Source organism: Brucella cytisi (assembly GCF_038433355.1).
Taxonomy (GTDB): Bacteria; Pseudomonadota; Alphaproteobacteria; order Rhizobiales; family Rhizobiaceae; genus Brucella; species Brucella cytisi.
In genome coordinates this window covers 398,898-416,025 of record NZ_JBCAUP010000001.1, presented here as the reverse complement: position 1 = coordinate 416,025, position 17,128 = coordinate 398,898, and the positions used below count along the sequence as shown (strand labels likewise).

Genomic DNA, 17,128 nt, shown 5'->3' with positions numbered 1-17,128 from the left:
CGCCTTTGCCTGAAAGGAGTGGTAGGGTTGTCCGACATCCTCCATTCCCTTCAGGCCCATTCATGTCCAAAATTCAGCCTTCGGCTTCATCGCCGGAAACTTCGCCACGTTCGTCTGCACGATTGGCGGAACTAGCGCTTGCCATCGGCGGCTTCGGTATAGGTACCGGTGAGTTCGCCATTATGGCGCTGCTGCCCGATATCGCACGTGATCTTAATGTGACCATACCGCAAGGCGGCCATCTCATCAGTTCTTACGCGCTCGGTGTTCTGATTGGCGCACCGGTGCTTGCAGTGATCGGCGCAAAGCTTGACCGCCGCAAGCTTCTCTTCCTGCTGATGGGGCTATTCGCTTTCGGTAATCTCGCAAGCGCATTCATGCAGGACTATGCCGGTCTTTACATGATGCGGTTCGTCGCTGGTTTTCCTCACGGAGCCTATTTCGGCGTTGCTTCACTTGTCGCCGCATCTTTGGCGGAACCGGGCAAGCGTGCTCAGGCTGTAGGACGGGTCATGATGGGACTGACCATTGCGACATTGTGCGGGACGCCGCTTGCGACCTCTCTCGGCCAGATTGCCGGGTGGCGCGCAATGTTTGCATCCGTTGGCCTGATCGCAATGCTAACTATGGTGCTGGTCGCGATCTATGTACCCAAACAGCCTGCAGAGGAGGGGGCGTCACCCCTGCGTGAACTGGGAGCATTTCGCCGCAAGCAAGTCTGGCTGACGCTTGGAATTGGTGCAATTGGCACAGGCGGCCTGTTTTCCGTTTTTACGTATGTCGCGGCAACAGTTACCGAGGTTTCGCATGTCGATGTGAAATGGATGCCTTTCGTCTTCGCGATGTTCGGCCTCGGCATGGTGCTTGGAAATATAGTTGGGTCGCGACTGACAGATCGTTCGGTTATGGGAACGGTTGGTCTGGTGCTGCTCTATGATATGGCCGTCATGTTGGCATTTCCCGTCCTCATGCAGCATCCTGTGACTGCATTCTTGAACGTGCTTCTGGTCGGCGGCGGGTTTGCACTCGTCCCCGCATTGCAAACGCGTCTGATGGATGTAGCGGCGGATGCGCAGACGCTGGCGGCTGCCCTCAACCATTCCGCGCTCAATCTCGCCAATGCGCTCGGTGCTTGGCTCGGCGGTCTTGCGGTTGCATGGGGCTATGGCTGGACGTCGACGGGAACAGTCGGCGCATTGCTTGCCTTGTCTGGTCTGGCGGTCTTTGCAATCTCGATTGCATTCGACAGACGCGGTGCGGCAACACCTGCCTCGCAAGAGGCATAAATACAGCCCATAAACGAAAACACCCGTCGCGGGAGGAGGCGACGGGTGTTTTATGGGGAAGACCGGACTAGGGAGGAGACATCCGGTCTTGAATCACCGAGGAAATGGGAGGAGGAGAAAGCACCCCGGTGATATTCTGGAACTGTAGGACCGCGCGGTTATGGGGAATCGCGATCCTTGAAGAAGGCTGATGCCTTCCGGAGGCGCTATCAGCGAGCAGCGGCCTTGCGTGCAACGAACGGGATTTCCGAAGGCAGGATGCCAAGGTCGTTCAGTTCACGTGGGCTCAGGCGGCTCAGTTCGTTTACGGTGTTACGGTAACGGCGCCAGTTGTTGTACGAGCGGATCAGGTTCATTTCTCTCACCTAGTAAAATCTTATCTCTTTGTTGCAAACAGCATATAGGCTTGAAGCATTTCGAATTGGAGAGACAGATTTGCATAGCTGCAATGCGTTAAAGCTTGTCAGTTGCACGCCTTTTGCGCAGCTTGGTCATCATGCGATCACAATCTGATGCCCTGTTAGGCAAATCGGCTGGATTCAGGCTGCTCCGGCAGCTAACTGGTTAAAACTTCTTTAGAAATTCGCTGGCCGAAAAACTGCTCTGCAAAATGTGGTGGAGAGCGGCACGTCCAACGGATTTAGTTGCCGGTAAATGCGCGGTCTCGTCTGTGCCGCAATAAGCATGTATAATAGAGTATAAATCCGGACCTCCTGTCCGCTTTAAATTTTGTTGCAAAAGTCCGGGAAATCGTCGGTTAGAGACAACAATTCTACATGACTTGCGCGCCGGATTGGGGTAATGGAGTTCCGTCGGGTGCCGGGACGCCATATCATGTGACGTTCTTGCACTGTCTGTCTGCGGGAGAGCGCCAATTGGCCGCCGAAGGGGAAATCGCCCGAAATCTCTCAGGTACAAGGAACCGCAGACGGGTAAGACAACTCTGGAAAGTCAGGGGAAACCCTGCGCCGAAGGTGTAAGTATGGCATCCTTGCCATGCGAGTCTCTCAGGCCTGAGACAGAGGGGCACGAAGCAACCGCATTTTGCGGAGGCACACGTGCGACTCTGGAGTTGTTATGGGCGATACCGCACATTTGAATACCCTGCCTTTGCAGGATTTGCATGAACAGGCTGGCGCGCGCTTCGGCGGCTTTGCTGGCTGGAACATGCCGATCACCTATCCGCTGGGCGTCATGAAGGAACATCTTCATACGCGTGAACATGCGGGCCTTTTCGACATTTCTCATATGAAGCTGATCGAGATTTCGGGCGCGGATGCCGCTGCGCTTCTTGCCGAAACCTGTCCGCTTGACCCGATTGTGCTGAAGGAAGGCCAGTCGAAGTACACTTTCTTCCTCAATGATAATGGCGGCGTGATGGACGATCTGATCGTCACGCGTCTTGGCGAAGACCGCTTCATGGTTGTTGCCAATGCTGGCAATGCCGATGCCGATATCGAGCATCTGAATGAAGCCGCATCGGGCAAGGACGTCAAGATCAATCCGCTCGACCGCGTGTTCCTCGCGCTGCAAGGACCGGAAGCGGAAGCCGTCATCAATGATGCCGGTCTGGCCGGGGCCGCACTTGCTTTCATGAGTGGTTTTGAACCCAAGGCTGGCTGGTTCATGACCCGTTCGGGCTATACCGGCGAGGATGGTTTCGAGGTCGGCGTTCCAGCCGATGAAGCCCGTGCGCTTGCAATGAAACTGCTTGCCGACGAGCGCGTCGAATGGATCGGCCTGGCTGCTCGCGACAGTCTGCGCCTTGAAGCCGGTCTCTGCCTGCACGGTCAGGACATCACGCCGGAAACGGATCCTGTTTCGGCGGGCCTCACATGGGCAATCGCCAAGCCTGTGCGCGAAAAGGCTACATTTAATGGTGCAAAGGCCGTGCTGGACGCGATCGCCAAGGGCGCATCTGCCAAGCGCGTCGGCCTGAAGCCGGATGGCCGCCAGCCGGTTCGCGGCGGAGCCGATCTTTTTGATGGATCCGGTCGCCAGATCGGAACTGTTACTTCCGGTGGTTTTGGTCCATCGGCAGGCTTCCCAGTCGCCATGGGTTATGTCGAGGCAAGCCTCGCTACCCCCGGCACACGTGTTTTCGCTGACGTTCGCGGCAACAAGGTTCCCGTTGACGTTTCGGCGCTTCCCTTCACTCCGCATCGCTATCGCAAAGGATGATTTCCATGGCCAATATCCTGTTCACCGAAGATCACGAGTGGATCAGCGTCGAAAACGGCGTTGCCACTGTCGGCATTACGATCCACGCACAGGAACAACTGGGTGACCTCGTTTTCGTCGAACTGCCGGACGTCGGCCGCACGGCCACCAAGGGCGAAGGCATCGTGGTTGTGGAATCGGTCAAGGCCGCTTCCGACGTTTACGCACCGGTCGATGGTGAAGTGGTCGAAGTCAACGAAGCCGTTGCAAGCGATCCAGCCCTTATCAATCAGGCTGCCGAAGGCGAAGGCTGGCTTTTCAAGCTGAAGCTTTCCGACGAAGGCCAGCTCTCCGGTCTGCTCGACAAGGCCGGTTACGACAAACTGGTAGGATAAACAAATGACGCAACAGGTTCTTCCCTTTGTTGCCCGTCATATCGGGCCAAGACTGGAAGACGAGCGCGCAATGCTTGCAGCGCTCGGCCTTCCTTCCATGGAAACCCTCATCACCCAGGCGGTTCCAGCATCCATTCGTTTGAATCGCGCGCTCGATTTGCCAGCCGCTTTGAGCGAACATGCAGCGCTTGCAGAGCTCAATGAAATCATGGGCCGCAATGTGGTGAAGAAGAGCTTCATCGGCGCGGGCTATCATGGTGTGGAAACGCCACCCGTCATTCAGCGCAACCTGTTTGAGAATCCGGCCTGGTACACGGCCTATACGCCTTACCAGTCGGAAATCAGCCAGGGTCGTCTTGAGCTTCTTTTCCACTTTCAGACGCTGGTTGCGGAACTGACCGGTCTGCCGGTTGCCTGCGCATCGCTCCTGGATGAAGCGACTGCGGTTGCTGAAGCCATCGGCGTTGCTTGCCGTCACCACCGCGACAAGCGCAGCCGTATTCTGCTTGCAGGTGAACTGCACCCACAGACCGTCGATGTGATCAACACCCGCGCCGAACCGCTCGGCTGGGAGATCGAAACTGGCAGCACTGTCGATGACAATACCGCTGCCATCGTCGTGCCGTGGCCGGATACGCGTGGTGTCTATGGCGATTTCAGCAAGGTCATCGCCGATGCGAAGGCCAAGGGCGCCCTCGTCATCGCCGTTGCCGATCCGCTGGCATTGACCATTATGGAAGCGCCTGCCAGCTGGGGTGCCGACATGGCTGTAGGCTCTATGCAGCGTTATGGCGTTCCGATGGGCTTCGGCGGTCCGCACGCCGCGTATCTGGCGGTGTCCGAGCCTCTGACCCGTATCATTCCGGGCCGCATCGTCGGTCAGTCGGTTGATGCGCATGGTCGTGCGGCCTATCGTCTGGCGCTCCAGACCCGTGAACAGCATATCCGTCGCGACAAGGCCACGTCGAACATCTGCACCGCGCAGGCACTGCTTGCCAATATGGCTGCATCTTTCGCGATCTGGCACGGTCCGGCAGGACTGCAGGCCATTGCTACACGCGTGGCCGGCCTTGCTGCACGCTTTGCGGCTGGCCTCAAGGCTGCTGGTGTTGAGATCGCAGGCGACAGCTTGTTTGATACGGTAACGATTAAAGTTGACGGTAAGGCTGCGAAGATTGTCGACGAAGCCGACAAGGGCGGTCGTCTGCTCCGCATCATTGATGCGGATACAGTTGGTGTCACCTTTGACGAAACCTCGACCGAGGAAGACCTTGCAGCACTCGCCGTTCTGTTCGGTGCCAAGCCGGTCGATGGCGACAAAGCTCTCGTTCCCGGCAAGGGGCGCGGCGAAGGTTTCCTCACGCAGGACGTGTTCCATTCGCACCGTTCGGAAACCGAGATGATGCGCTTCCTGCGTCATCTGGCCGACAAGGATCTGGCGCTTGATCGTGCGATGATCCCGCTTGGCTCTTGCACCATGAAGCTCAATGCGGCGGCAGAAATGATGCCGGTGAGCTGGAATACGATTGCAAACCTGCATCCATTCGCGCCTGCGGCCCAGACCGAAGGCTATGCGAAGATGACGGCTGACGTCGAAGCATGGCTTTGCGAAATCACCGGCTTTGCAGGCGTTTCATTGCAGCCGAATGCAGGCAGTCAGGGCGAATATGCTGGTCTTTTGGCCATCCGCCACTATCACCAGTCACGCGGCGAAGGTCATCGCAACATCTGCCTTATTCCGTCTTCTGCGCATGGTACCAATCCGGCCAGCGCTTCGATGGCAGGCATGAGCGTTGTCGTGGTCAATTGCCGCCCGGATGGCGATATCGATATCGACGATCTCAAGGCCAAGGCCGAGAAGCATCGCGATAATCTCGCGGCGTTCATGATTACCTATCCGTCGACCTACGGTGTTTTCGAAGAAGGCATCAAGGCTTTCTGCGAGATCGTCCATGACAATGGTGGTCAGGTCTATTTCGACGGCGCAAACCTCAACGCGCTGGTCGGCCTTGCCCGTCCTTGCGACATTGGTGCCGACGTTTGCCATATGAACCTGCACAAGACCTTCTGCATCCCGCATGGCGGCGGCGGTCCGGGTGTTGGTCCGATTGGTGTTGCCAAGCATCTGGTGCCTTATCTGCCGGGTCATGTGGATATCGGTTCCAAGCATGCGGTTTCGGCTGCACCGTTTGGTAGTGCATCCATTCTGGTCATCACGTGGATGTATATCCGCATGATGGGCGGCGCAGGTCTCAAGAAGGCAACCGAAGCTGCGATCCTCAATGCCAACTACATCGCGCATCGCCTGAAGGACGCCTATCCGATCCTTTACACCGGCGCGCATGATCGTGTGGCGCATGAGTGTATCGTCGATACGCGTGTTCTGAAGGACAGCGCAGGCGTGTCCGTGGAAGACGTGGCTAAGCGCCTCATCGACTATGGTTTCCATGCACCGACCATGTCCTGGCCGGTCGCCGGAACGCTGATGATCGAACCGACCGAGTCTGAGCCGAAGTCGGAAATCGACCGTCTTTGCGATGCGATGATTGCGATTGCAGGCGAAGCGAAGAAGGTTGCCGACGGCGTCTGGCCTGCGGATGACAATCCACTTGCCAATGCGCCGCACACGGCAGGCGATACGCTGGCAACGGAATGGGCGCATCCTTACACGCGTGAGGAAGCCGTGTTCCCGGCAAGCGCGATTAATGGCGATTTCGATGCGACGGCAAAGTACTGGCCGCCGGTCAGCCGTGTCGACAATGTCGGCGGCGACAGAAATCTCATCTGCTCGTGCCCGCCAGTAGCAGCCTACGGCTGAGATAAAATGTAGGTCTATTGATGGAAAGCGCCGCGGAAACGCGGCGCTTTTTTCTATGTTGCACTCAGGTGTACTCGGCTGATTAACTGGGAATAAGTTAATGTTCAGAAGGGCGAATATAGTGAAGCTGATTTTTATGAATTAGTGTTTTTAAAACAGCAAGTTGCGCTAGTCGCACATTTTTAGTGAAACGAGCCGCTATCCAGATTTTGGGCAAAAAAAGAGCCGGACTGGGAAGTCCGGCTAAGTTATGAAGGTGCCACATTCGGCAAACCTCCAGAGGGGAACACTTACCGCGCGCAATGGGAGGAGGCACAGCGGTAAGTGACTGTGATATGTATCACCTTGCTCCAATCTTCAACCCCTGAAACACGAATTTTTTGACCATTTCGGAAAATTCTGAAACTTTTCGAATTTCGGCCGCGTTCTTTGGCTTATTGGTCAGTATTTGTGTTCCATGGCGGCTTCGCCGTACTCCAAATCGAAACAATCTTCCGTTGCAAATGCCAAGTCGGTTGCGACTAGCAAATCGGTCCGCAAAGTTTTGGGATGTATTCGCACTGGCTGATGGCTAGGATGTCGTCGGGAACTACTGGCATCGCTGCGAATGGGAGATTACATGGATTTGCGGCTGCTTCTGCTTATGGTTGTCGCCGGGATAGGCTTCGGCGTTCTGTTAATTCATTTTCTGGGTGGAGGGCTTAAACGCAGCATTCTTCCCGACGACGAAAGTGTCAAAGCGCGCTTTCATCTTGATTATCCCGAAATCGAAATCGGTGAGATTTGTTATACCGATGATCGTCGTACAGCATTTTTCCCGTTGCGTGGCGCATCCACGGGGCTCGTTCATAGCGTCGCGGACCGCTTTTTGACGCGATGCGTGACCGCTGCGGACGTCCTTACTCTTGAGCACAAGGGCGATACCGAATTGATATTGCATATGAAGGATTTTACGTGGCCCAAAGCGCGGTTTCTTTTCAGTAATGCTGAGGATCGGGAAAGAGTGATAGCCTGGCTTTCAGGTCCGTCTGGGGAGGGGAACCGACATGGATAGCAATCCGGTACTTTTCGATGTGACGCGTGTTGCGATCCCGCTCTATGTGCTGGGAATTCTGATTGAGCTTGTGGCGATCCGCTATTGGCAACGCAAGGGCGAATTTGAGACAAGAGACGCTTTTACAAGCCTGTTGATGGGGGCGGGCAATGTTGTGGCGGGTTTGCTGCTCGGTTTCGTTTCCGTGACAGCTCTGCTTTGGGTTTGGCAGTTCCGCTTTCTTGATCTCGGCCTGCACTGGTGGGTATTTGTGGTCGCCTTCGTCTTCGATGATTTGCGCTACTACTGCTATCATCGGATTGCGCATCGCGTGCGCTGGGTCTGGGCGGAACACGTCAACCACCACTCCAGTCAGCACTATAATCTCACGACGGCGCTGCGTCAGTCGTGGACAGGACAGATGACGGGCATGTTCGTGTTGCAAGTGCCGATGGTACTGCTCGGATTTCACCCTGCGGTGATCGCCTTCGTCTATGGGTTCAATCTGATCTATCAATTCTGGATTCACACGGAGGCCATAGACAAACTACCGAGGCCTATCGAGTTCATCTTCAACACCCCGTCGCATCACCGCGTGCATCACGCGACCAATCCGCGTTATCTTGATGCAAATTACGCTGGCACGCTGATTATCTGGGATCGCATGTTCGGCACTTTCGTGGAGGAATTACCGGAAGATATGCCGCGCTATGGCATCGTGAAAAATGTCGGCACATTTAATCCGGTGCGTGTGGCGTTTCACGAATGGGTTGGTATGTTTAAAGACGTATTCTCGTCAGGCCTCACCTTGCGGCAGCGCCTGATGTATATGATCGCGCCTCCCGGCTGGAGCCATGACGGCAGCCGCAAGACATCCGAAGATTTGAAAGCTGACTATGTCAGGCTTAATCCGTCGCAAGCCGGGAAAGCAGGTTTGCCCGAGGGATTTGAAACCTAGATCGGTTTGATTTCAGTTCGCAATCAACTGCTGTCTAAAAGTGCTTGGGCCATGGCTTCAGTGCATTTTCAATGACTTATGCAATCATCTCTGAACTTGGCAGACTATCATTCCTCGCTAACAAACGGACTCATAAGCTCCTGAAATAATTAGAATAATTCTAAAACATTCCCACGTTGGTCAACTTCATTTAGCTTGCAGCGCTGGCCGTGCGGATATAAAAAGATGACCAAATGGCGAAGGCTTCATGCCGGGTTTGAAGAGAAGCGACCGAGGGACAGGCCGAATTCTCTGTCTTTTGGATAGTTGGAATGCTCGTACCTTTTCTAATCATGTTCCGCGAAGGCGTGGAAGCAGCGCTGATCGTCGGCATGATCGCCAGTTATCTCTATCAGACTGGCCGCAGTGCCTGGATGCCAGTGGTCTGGATCGGCATATTGCTGGCATTGGCCATGTCGTTGGCCGTCGGCGCTATCCTGCAGCTTCTGAGTGCAGAATTCCCACAGAAAGCGCAGGAACTGTTTGAAGCCATTATTGGTCTGATTGCCGTTTTTGTGTTGACCTCGATGGTGTTCTGGATGCGCAAGGCGGCCCGTTCTATCAAGTCGGAACTGCATCATTCCATCGATGCAGCTTTTCAGACACCGACACATAAAGGTTTCGGCCTCATTCTGATGGTGTTCTTTGCTGTCGCACGCGAGGGGCTTGAATCGGTCTTCTTTCTGCTGGCGGCTTTCCAGCAGAGCGAAGGGGCGGCAGCACCTCTTGGCGCGCTTCTTGGCGTGGTGCTAGCCGCGGCAGTTGGTTACGGCATCTTTAAAGGCGGTTTGAAGCTGAACCTTCGCCGTTTCTTCCGTTGGACCGGCGTTTTTATTTTGATCATCGCGGCAGGCATTCTCGCCAATTCGGTCATGGCGCTGCACGAAGCTGGCATCTGGAACCATTTCCAGACGGTCGTTTTCGATATGAGCGATATTCTCCCGCTCGACAGCACGCTTGGTTCAGTTCTTGCCGGCATTTTCGGTTACATCGCGACACCGACCGTCAGTGAGGTTGTTGCCTATGTGGCCTTCCTCGTTCCGGCGCTCATTCTGTTTCTGATGCCTGCAAATGCACCAGCAACGGCAAGCCAGGCCAAAACAAGCGCACAGTAAAAGAGATTTCAATGACGAATCCGAAACCTGCTGAACCCATGTCGCGCAATCTGGTCCGCATCGGACTGGCTTTCGCCGTGCTGTTGCTGCTCGCCGCTGGCGCTGCGTTTTATTATGCATCCCGTGTGTCGGACAAAGCCCGCCATGCAGAAGCCGGTGACACAATACAGGTCGCGATCAACGGTAAAAGCTGCGATCCGAACGAACTGACCGTTCCGGCCGGGCGCTCGGTATTCGAAATTGTCAATAAGTCCGACCGTACGGTCGAGTGGGAAATCCTCGACGGAGTAATGGTTCTTGAGGAGCGCGAAAATATTGCGCCGGGTTTCAAGCAGACCATCACCGCCAAGCTGACGCCTGGCGAATACCAGATTACCTGCGGGCTTCTTTCCAATCCGCGCGGCAAGCTGATCGTGACTGCGACCGCTGCCAGTGAAGCGGAAAAGGGCAAGCTTCCGCTTACAGCTTTCATTGGTGCACTGGCTGAATATCAGATTTATCTGACCACAGAGGTTGCCGAATTCCAGAAATCGGTTTCGGCACTTTCCACGGCAATAGCCAGCGGTAATCTTGAGGCTGCGCAAACCGCCTACGGTCCGGCGCGAGAAGCCTATGCGCGCATTGCTCCCGTGTCGGAAGCGTTCTCCGATCTCGATACAGCTATCAATGCTCGTGCGGATTATTTTGAAAAGCGCGAGCAGGACCCTGCGTTCGGTGGTTTGCACCGTATCGAATACGGTTTGTTCGAACAAAAAACCGTCGATGGTCTGGCTCCTGTTGCTGGCAAGCTTGAGCAGGATGCCACTGCATTGAAAGAACGCATTCGCGGGCTACGGATTTCGCCGGATCGCATGATGGCGGGCACTGCTTCTGCATTGAACCGTTTTGCATCGACCGCGTCGGATGCTGGTGAAGACCGGTACGCTCACACCGATCTGCAGGCTTTGTCTGGCCTTCTTGAAGGCTCTGGCAAGACTGCCGATGTCCTGCGCCCCATTGTTATAAAGGCTGATCCGAAAGCCTTTGAAGGCATCGACAAGGACGCAGCTTCGATCAGGAAGCTGCTTGGTACGGGTGCTGAAGGCAATGGCTACAAGGCGTATGATGCTCTGTCGTCTGATGAAAAGACGAAAATTAAGGAAGGTGCGGCTCAACTCGCTGCACAGTTTACGAAACTCCGCGATCAGCTTGGGGTAGATTGATGACCAGAAAATTTTTCAAAACCGATAAAATTACGACAGAAGAGCCTGTTTCCGCCGGTCGCCGTGCACTGCTCCTCGGGGCTGGCGCAACCGGGGTTGCCGGAGCAGTTGCAGGCGTGCTTGCCCCGCAGACAGCCCATGCTCTTTCCTCGGAAAGCGTGACCAATGCGCCGGAAAGCGACGAGATTCACGAAAGTCAGCCTTTTTATGGGAAGCACCAGCCCGGTATCGTCACGCCGCGCCCTGCTGCGGGTCTCGTCGCTTCCTTTGATGTGTTGGCACGTGACCGCGCCGAACTGGAGCGTATGTTCAAGCTGCTCACAGAGCGGGCAGAATTTTTGATGAAGGGTGGAGAACCACCGGAGCTTGATGCGAAGTTTCCGCCATCGGATTCCGGTATTCTTGGACCTGTCGTCACGCCGGATAACCTCACGGTTACGGTGGCGCTAGGCTCATCATTGTTCGATGATCGTTTCGGTTTGAAGCCGTTGAAGCCGAAACTTCTGCAGCGCATGACCGGTTTCCCCAACGACGCCCTGCAGAAGGACATCTGCCACGGGGACCTCGTCATTCAGTTCTGTTCGAATACGCCGGACACGAACATCCATGCGCTGCGCGACATCATGAAGAACATGCCTGATCTTCTGATGGTTCGCTGGAAGCAGGAAGGAACGGTTCCGGTGCAACCGCCGCATTCGCCCCGGGCGAAGGAAAGCGCACGAAACTTCCTCGGTTTCCGCGATGGATCCGCCAATCCGGATTCCGCCGATGATGCATTGATGAACCGCATCGTTTGGGTGCAGAAGCAAAATGAAGAGCCGGGCTGGGCCGCTAATGGCAGCTATATGGCTGTGCGCATCATTCGCAATTTTGTCGAACGCTGGGACCGCACACCGCTGCAGGAGCAGGAAGCCATTTTCGGACGCCGCAAGAATAGTGGCGCGCCATTCGACGGTAAAACCGAAGCCGATGTTCCCGATTATGCGAGGGATGAGGATGGCAAGGTGACGCCACTCGACTCGCATATCCGTTTGGCAAATCCGCGGGATGTCAATGCCGAGCAGCACCTCATTCTGCGTCGACCATTCAACTATTCAAACGGGGTCAGCAAATCAGGTCAGCTTGATATGGGGCTGCTCTTCATCGCCTATCAGGCCGACCTGGAGAAGGGCTTCATCACGGTTCAAAACCGTCTCAACGGCGAGCCGCTGGAAGAATACCTGAAACCGATTGGGGGCGGGTATTTCTTCGCGCTGCCTGGTGTTCAGGATCATAAGGACTACTACGCGCGTGCACTTTTGGAGGCAAGCGGTCCGCAAAATGCTGGCGGGTGAGGATCGCATCTCAAGTTTTTGATTTGACGCGCATTTCCCGCAATGCGCTTTATCTGGAGAGGCTAAACATGAAGTATCGTCTGCCATTGCTCGCATCGGCATGTGCCGTTGCCCTCACGCTCAGCTTCGGCGCAGCCAAGGCCGAAGTTTCGCCGCTGGACCTTGTTCAGCCGATTGCTGACTACAAAGTCTATGTGCAGGAAAACCTCGACGTTCTGGTAAAGGACACCAAGGCTTTCACCGACGCGGTCAAAGCAGGCGATTTGGAAAAGGCCAAGGAGCTTTATCCTTCATCGCGCGTCTCCTACGAAAAGATCGAGCCGATTGCCGAGCTTTTCGCCGATCTTGACGCTTCGATCGACAGCCGCGCCGATGACCATGAAAACGGCGAGAAGTCGGAAGACTTTACCGGGTTCCATCGCATCGAGTATGGCCTGTTTGCGCAGAATTCAACTGAAGGACTCGCTCCGGTTGCCGACAAGCTCTACGCAGATGTGCTGGAACTCCAGAAGCGTGTAAAAGACCTCACCGTTCCGCCAGAAAAGGTTGTTGGCGGAGCCGCTGCCCTGCTTGAAGAAGTGGCTGCAACCAAGATTTCCGGTGAGGAAGATCGTTACAGCCACACCGATCTTTGGGATTTCAAGGCCAATGTCGATGGCGCCCAGAAGATCGTCGAGCTTTTCAAGCCTTTGCTGGAAAAGGAAAATCCGGACCTCGTGAAGAAGGTGGAAGCCAACTTCAAGACTGTCGACGACATTCTTGCAAAGTACAAGAAGGGTGACGGCTACGAATCCTACGACAAGCTGTCGGATGATGATCGCAAGGCGCTTGCTGGTCCTGTGACCACGCTTGCCGAAGATCTTTCTACCCTGCGCGGGACGCTCGGCCTGAATTAAAAAGCGAACACTGAAATGGCGGGTTACCCCGCCATTTTCATGCGCTCATGCGCAGTTTGATTTCGGCATTGAGTAGAATGCGCTGTGTTTCTGGAAGTTCCAGTCGGTCATCCGTTGTTTCGCCCAGTGTTCGAAACAAGAGCTCAATCGCCAGCCGTCCGATTTCATTGTAATCCTGCGCCACTGTAGTGAGTGGAGGACACGTATATTCCGATAACGGATTATTGTCGTGACCGGCGACACGAACGTCGCAATCCTTGAGTCTGCCAATTTTCAGACCGGCCTGCCAGAGTGCACTCGTTACGCCAAAGGCGATGCGATCATTGGAGCACAGAACAGTGCTTGTCGGCAGGCGTCCCTTTTCGCGTAGAATTCTCGCGGTCTGCTCGAAGGCATAACGTTCGAAATCCCAGCTTCGGCTTTGTTCGAGGTCAATGATGCGTGGCTCATAACCAAGCTTTTCCATGGCTTGTCGATACGCATCTTGCCGCTTGATTGCATTGTTGTTGACCATCGGCATGGAAAAATAACAGGGCTCGCTGCCCGAGCGGCACAGATAATCGACAATCAGATGGAAGGATTTGAGATTGTCGGTGCCGACAAAGGGTGAGGTGCTGTCGAGCGGAGAGTCGACATAGACAATTGGAACGTCTTCCGCGAGACGTGCCAGTGTCGAATGTTGCGACTCTTCGCCAAGCGGTGCGATGATGGCACCTGCGACATTGAGCGAACGCAGGGTTTCAATTGCCTGCTTTTCTAATTCCGGCTTACCATCGGATGACAGGACAATCGCAAGATAGCCGCGTTGCTCTGCGAGCGATTGCAATCGTTTCGTCATAGCCATGTAGAAATGATCGAGCTGGTTGGGGATAATTATACCCAGAATTGTCGTGCGACGTCGATTGAGGTTCACCGCGAAAAGATTGGGACGAAAGCCGGATTGCTTGATCGCCGCTTCAATCAGTTCTCGGGTCTTGGGGCGGACGGACGACGGATCGCTGAAATATTTCGACACTGTCGGGCGGGAAAGCCCAACAAACTCCGAAAAATCCTCCATGGTGCGTATTGTTTTGCGCACGTCTTTACGTCCTGTTCGTCAGTTGTCGCAGGCTGGATGCACACGACGATGCTGTTTTTTGCGAAGCCGCCGCATAAACTGGAATGTGCTGATTTCTCGGGACAAAATCTGGCCCCGGTTGCTGCTTCTGTAACGATTTCAGGATGTTCCTCCAGCTCCGCTCGCCGTTGTACTCCTCCAGGCGAAGTCCCGTCAAACTGTCAAAGGCGGGGCAAAACGTCAAGCAGGCAAATGTGTTCGCAGAGAATGATGCGGTGAATATCCATATATGCTAAAACATCGGTTCGTGAATTTGGCAGGTGGAAATGTCCGTGATTTCAGCCTTCAGAATTGTTCACAAAAACGGTCATTTCTCCTCGCAACGCAAAATTGAAAACCGTGCTTGACAAGTCACGGAAGCTCGCGCCATAAATTTTACATATGTAAGAATTTTGCTATGCATTCGTAAAGGAGGAGACGAAATGCGGACCAAGTCTTATGTTGCAGGGCTTATTGCGTCTGCTGCAAGTGTTGCAGTTATGGCCGGGGCTGCGTGGGCGGAAGAGCTCACCATCGCGACGGTCAATAATGGTGACATGATCATCATGCAGAAACTGTCGCCGGAGTGGGAAAAAGCCACCGGCAATAAAATCAACTGGGTTGTGCTTGAAGAAAACGTGCTGCGTCAGCGCGTCACGACCGATATCGCTACCAAGAGCGGCCAGTTCGATATCCTGACCATTGGTGGTTACGAGACGCCGATCTGGGGCAAAGCTGGCTGGCTTCTGTCGGTCGATGATCTTGGTGATGATTACGGCTATGACGATCTCATCAAGCCGGTTCGCGCCGGTCTGACGGTGGATGGCAAGCTTTACGCCGTGCCGTTCTATGCCGAAAGCTCGTTTACGCTCTATCGTAAGGACTTGTTTGACGCGGCGGGCCTCAAGATGCCCGATGCGCCAACCTATGCGGAAATCAAGGATTTCGCGACCAAGCTCACCGACAAATCGAAAGAGCAATATGGTCTCTGTCTGCGCGGAAAGCCGGGCTGGGGCGAAAACATGGCTTACCTCGGCACGCTGATCAATACGTTTGGTGGCAGGTGGTTCGATGAAAACTGGAAGCCTCAGATCAATTCGGACGAATGGAAGAAGGCGGTCAACTTCTACGTCGATCTGATGAAGGAAGCAGGCCCTCCCGGAATTACCTCGAACGGATTCAACGAAAATCAGGCCCTGTTCTCGACCGGTCATTGCGCCATGTGGATCGACGCCACTTCGGCTGCCGGACGCATCTATGATCCGAAGCAGAGCCAGGTTGCCGACAAGGTTGCCTTTACCAAGGCACCGGTCGAGGTGACGCCAAACGGTTCTTCATGGGCGTGGTCTTGGAACCTCGCAATTCCGGCATCGAGCAAGAAGGTGGAAGCCGCGAAGTCGTTCCTGAAATGGGCGACCTCGAAGGAATATGTCGAGCTCGTCGGCAAGTCCGAAGACTGGGTTGCTGTTCCTCCGGGCACACGCCAGTCCACTTATGCCAACGAGGAATACAAGAAGGCAGCTCCCTTCGCGGATACGGTGCTGAAAGCCATCGAATCTGCCGATCCGACAAAGCCGACCAAGGACCCGGTCCCTTATACCGGCATCCAGTTTGTGGCCATTCCTGAATTCCAGGCCATCGGCACGCTGGTTGGACAGGCGATTTCGTCGGCTGTTGCCGGTCAGCAGAGCGTTGATGCAGCGCTCGACGGTGCGCAGCGTCAGGTCGAACAGATCATGACGCAATCCGGTTACATCAAGTAGCCGTGAGATAAAGGTCTGCCGCCTTCGGTAGGAGGAAGGCGGCAGACCTGATTTTCGTAGAGGTTCGCCACGGTGAATCCGAAACGGGAAGGGGAGGATAAGTCCGAATGCCAGCAAACCATGCGTTGGCCGCAGGCACAAAATCACGCTTTGCAGCAAAGTCTCGTCGCAGTGTCCGCACCGGACCGCTGCTCGCTCCGGCAGTCATTCTGCTTTTGCTATGGATGATCGTTCCACTGGCGATGACCCTTTGGTTCTCGTTTCAGTATTACAATCTCATCAATCCATTTATTACTGGTTTTGCCGGTTTCTCGAACTATTCCTTCCTGTTATCTGATCCGACCTTATGGTCGGCAATCGCCAAGACACTGATCCTTGTCGTGTCGGTTCTCGTGATATCGGTCGTCTTTGGCGTGCTGTTCGCGGTCATCTTCGATCAGGATTTCTGGGGCAAGAATATAGCGCGGCTTCTGGTCATTGCGCCGTTCTTCGTCATGCCGACCGTTTCGGCGCTTATCTGGAAAAACTTGCTGATGCATCCGGTGAACGGGCTGTTCGCCTTCATTTCACGCAGTTTCGGATTGCCGGTCATCGATTGGTTCTCGCAGTTTCCAATGGCTTCCGTCATCATAATTGTGTCCTGGCAATGGGTGCCGTTTGCGACGCTGATCCTGATGACGGCGATGCAGTCTCTTGATAGGGAACAGATGGAGGCTGCGCGCCTGGACGGGGCCAAAGGCCCGGTAATGTTCTATTATATCGTGCTGCCGCATTTGCTGCGCCCGATCTCGGTCGTCATCATGATCGAGACGATCTTTCTGCTGTCGGTGTTTGCGGAAATTCTTGTTACCACTTCGGGTGGACCGGGTATCGCCACGACGACGCTGACCTATTTCATTTATCTGAAAGCGCTCCTGCAATGGGATATCGGCGGCGCTTCCGCAGCCGGCGTCATCGCCATCATCCTTGCCAACATCGTTGCCGCGTTCCTGATCCGGACTGTCGCACGAAATCTGGATAATTAGGAGGGCTG

The 17,128-nt window shown here is 54.8% G+C and carries 14 protein-coding genes and 1 riboswitch; of the genes, 12 read left to right on the top strand and 2 right to left on the bottom strand.

Features of this window, described 5'->3' with window-relative positions; genetic code table 11:
- The first annotated feature begins 62 nt into the window (after positions 1 to 62).
- Complete coding sequence (locus tag AAE521_RS01955) at positions 63 to 1,286, top strand: MFS transporter (protein WP_342060354.1); 1,224 nt, start codon at positions 63 to 65, stop codon at positions 1,284 to 1,286.
- 209 nt (positions 1,287 to 1,495) lie between these two features.
- Here AAE521_RS01955 and AAE521_RS01950 read toward each other — a convergent pair whose 3' ends face one another.
- Positions 1,496 to 1,642 (bottom strand): DUF1127 domain-containing protein, encoded by a 147-nt coding sequence (locus tag AAE521_RS01950; RefSeq protein WP_002965914.1) that lies wholly within the window; start codon positions 1,640 to 1,642, stop codon positions 1,496 to 1,498.
- Positions 1,643 to 2,137: 495 nt separating this feature from the next.
- A riboswitch (glycine riboswitch) is annotated at positions 2,138 to 2,221 on the top strand.
- Positions 2,222 to 2,363: 142 nt separating this feature from the next.
- On the opposite strand from AAE521_RS01950, the gene gcvT reads away from it, so the two are divergent.
- From gcvT to efeO (AAE521_RS01905), 9 genes are all read left to right on the top strand, one after another.
- Entirely contained in the window at positions 2,364 to 3,467 is a 1,104-nt protein-coding gene (gene gcvT / locus AAE521_RS01945; RefSeq protein WP_342060353.1) for a glycine cleavage system aminomethyltransferase GcvT, read from the top strand.
- Between the two features lie 5 nt (positions 3,468 to 3,472).
- Complete coding sequence (gene gcvH / locus AAE521_RS01940; RefSeq protein ID WP_010659049.1) at positions 3,473 to 3,841, top strand: glycine cleavage system protein GcvH; 369 nt, start codon at positions 3,473 to 3,475, stop codon at positions 3,839 to 3,841.
- A gap of 4 nt (positions 3,842 to 3,845) precedes the next feature.
- Entirely contained in the window at positions 3,846 to 6,659 is a 2,814-nt protein-coding gene (gcvP, locus tag AAE521_RS01935; RefSeq protein ID WP_342060352.1) for an aminomethyl-transferring glycine dehydrogenase, read from the top strand.
- A 619-nt stretch (positions 6,660 to 7,278) separates the two neighbouring features.
- Positions 7,279 to 7,713, top strand: a complete 435-nt coding sequence (locus AAE521_RS01930; RefSeq protein WP_235817607.1) for a hypothetical protein — start codon at positions 7,279 to 7,281, stop codon at positions 7,711 to 7,713.
- Positions 7,706 to 8,650, top strand: a complete 945-nt coding sequence (locus AAE521_RS01925) for a sterol desaturase family protein (protein ID WP_342060351.1) — start codon at positions 7,706 to 7,708, stop codon at positions 8,648 to 8,650. The genes AAE521_RS01930 and AAE521_RS01925 overlap by 8 nt, the downstream gene beginning before the upstream one ends.
- A gap of 311 nt (positions 8,651 to 8,961) precedes the next feature.
- The gene (gene efeU / locus AAE521_RS01920) at positions 8,962 to 9,804 is read left to right on the top strand and encodes an iron uptake transporter permease EfeU (RefSeq protein WP_342060350.1); all 843 of its coding nucleotides are present in this window, start codon (positions 8,962 to 8,964) and stop codon (positions 9,802 to 9,804) included.
- An 11-nt stretch (positions 9,805 to 9,815) separates the two neighbouring features.
- Positions 9,816 to 11,006 carry an iron uptake system protein EfeO gene (gene efeO, locus AAE521_RS01915; protein ID WP_342060349.1) on the top strand — a complete coding sequence of 397 codons (1,191 nt, stop codon included), beginning with the start codon at positions 9,816 to 9,818 and terminating at the stop codon, positions 11,004 to 11,006.
- Positions 11,006 to 12,340, top strand: coding sequence for an iron uptake transporter deferrochelatase/peroxidase subunit (gene efeB, locus AAE521_RS01910; RefSeq protein ID WP_342060348.1), 1,335 nt, complete (start codon positions 11,006 to 11,008; stop codon positions 12,338 to 12,340). The genes efeO (AAE521_RS01915) and efeB overlap by 1 nt, the downstream gene beginning before the upstream one ends.
- A gap of 68 nt (positions 12,341 to 12,408) precedes the next feature.
- Positions 12,409 to 13,236 (top strand): iron uptake system protein EfeO, encoded by an 828-nt coding sequence (efeO, locus tag AAE521_RS01905; RefSeq protein WP_071631353.1) that lies wholly within the window; start codon positions 12,409 to 12,411, stop codon positions 13,234 to 13,236.
- A gap of 37 nt (positions 13,237 to 13,273) precedes the next feature.
- Here efeO (AAE521_RS01905) and AAE521_RS01900 read toward each other — a convergent pair whose 3' ends face one another.
- Complete coding sequence (locus AAE521_RS01900; RefSeq protein WP_071631354.1) at positions 13,274 to 14,293, bottom strand: LacI family DNA-binding transcriptional regulator; 1,020 nt, start codon at positions 14,291 to 14,293, stop codon at positions 13,274 to 13,276.
- A 482-nt stretch (positions 14,294 to 14,775) separates the two neighbouring features.
- Between AAE521_RS01900 and AAE521_RS01895 the strand changes: the two genes are divergently transcribed.
- Both AAE521_RS01895 and AAE521_RS01890 read left to right on the top strand, forming a co-directional pair.
- Positions 14,776 to 16,095 (top strand): ABC transporter substrate-binding protein, encoded by a 1,320-nt coding sequence (locus AAE521_RS01895; protein WP_342060347.1) that lies wholly within the window; start codon positions 14,776 to 14,778, stop codon positions 16,093 to 16,095.
- Between the two features lie 107 nt (positions 16,096 to 16,202).
- Positions 16,203 to 17,120, top strand: a complete 918-nt coding sequence (locus AAE521_RS01890) for a carbohydrate ABC transporter permease (protein ID WP_061347018.1) — start codon at positions 16,203 to 16,205, stop codon at positions 17,118 to 17,120.
- The last annotated feature ends 8 nt before the right edge of the window (positions 17,121 to 17,128 follow it).

What these genes read in the sequence shown, in the direction of transcription:
- efeO (WP_342060349.1), top strand. Translation starts at nt 9,816, where the DNA reads ATGACGAATCCGAAACCTGCTGAACCCATGTCGCGCAATCTGGTCCGC.
- gcvT (WP_342060353.1), top strand. Translation starts at nt 2,364, where the DNA reads ATGGGCGATACCGCACATTTGAATACCCTGCCTTTGCAGGATTTGCAT.
- efeO (WP_071631353.1), top strand. Translation starts at nt 12,409, where the DNA reads ATGAAGTATCGTCTGCCATTGCTCGCATCGGCATGTGCCGTTGCCCTC.
- AAE521_RS01930 (WP_235817607.1), top strand. Translation starts at nt 7,279, where the DNA reads ATGGATTTGCGGCTGCTTCTGCTTATGGTTGTCGCCGGGATAGGCTTC.
- AAE521_RS01950 (WP_002965914.1), bottom strand. Translation starts at nt 1,642, where the DNA reads ATGAACCTGATCCGCTCGTACAACAACTGGCGCCGTTACCGTAACACC.
- AAE521_RS01895 (WP_342060347.1), top strand. Translation starts at nt 14,776, where the DNA reads ATGCGGACCAAGTCTTATGTTGCAGGGCTTATTGCGTCTGCTGCAAGT.
- efeU (WP_342060350.1), top strand. Translation starts at nt 8,962, where the DNA reads ATGCTCGTACCTTTTCTAATCATGTTCCGCGAAGGCGTGGAAGCAGCG.
- efeB (WP_342060348.1), top strand. Translation starts at nt 11,006, where the DNA reads ATGACCAGAAAATTTTTCAAAACCGATAAAATTACGACAGAAGAGCCT.
- AAE521_RS01890 (WP_061347018.1), top strand. Translation starts at nt 16,203, where the DNA reads ATGCCAGCAAACCATGCGTTGGCCGCAGGCACAAAATCACGCTTTGCA.
- gcvH (WP_010659049.1), top strand. Translation starts at nt 3,473, where the DNA reads ATGGCCAATATCCTGTTCACCGAAGATCACGAGTGGATCAGCGTCGAA.
- AAE521_RS01955 (WP_342060354.1), top strand. Translation starts at nt 63, where the DNA reads ATGTCCAAAATTCAGCCTTCGGCTTCATCGCCGGAAACTTCGCCACGT.
- gcvP (WP_342060352.1), top strand. Translation starts at nt 3,846, where the DNA reads ATGACGCAACAGGTTCTTCCCTTTGTTGCCCGTCATATCGGGCCAAGA.
- AAE521_RS01925 (WP_342060351.1), top strand. Translation starts at nt 7,706, where the DNA reads ATGGATAGCAATCCGGTACTTTTCGATGTGACGCGTGTTGCGATCCCG.
- AAE521_RS01900 (WP_071631354.1), bottom strand. Translation starts at nt 14,293, where the DNA reads ATGGAGGATTTTTCGGAGTTTGTTGGGCTTTCCCGCCCGACAGTGTCG.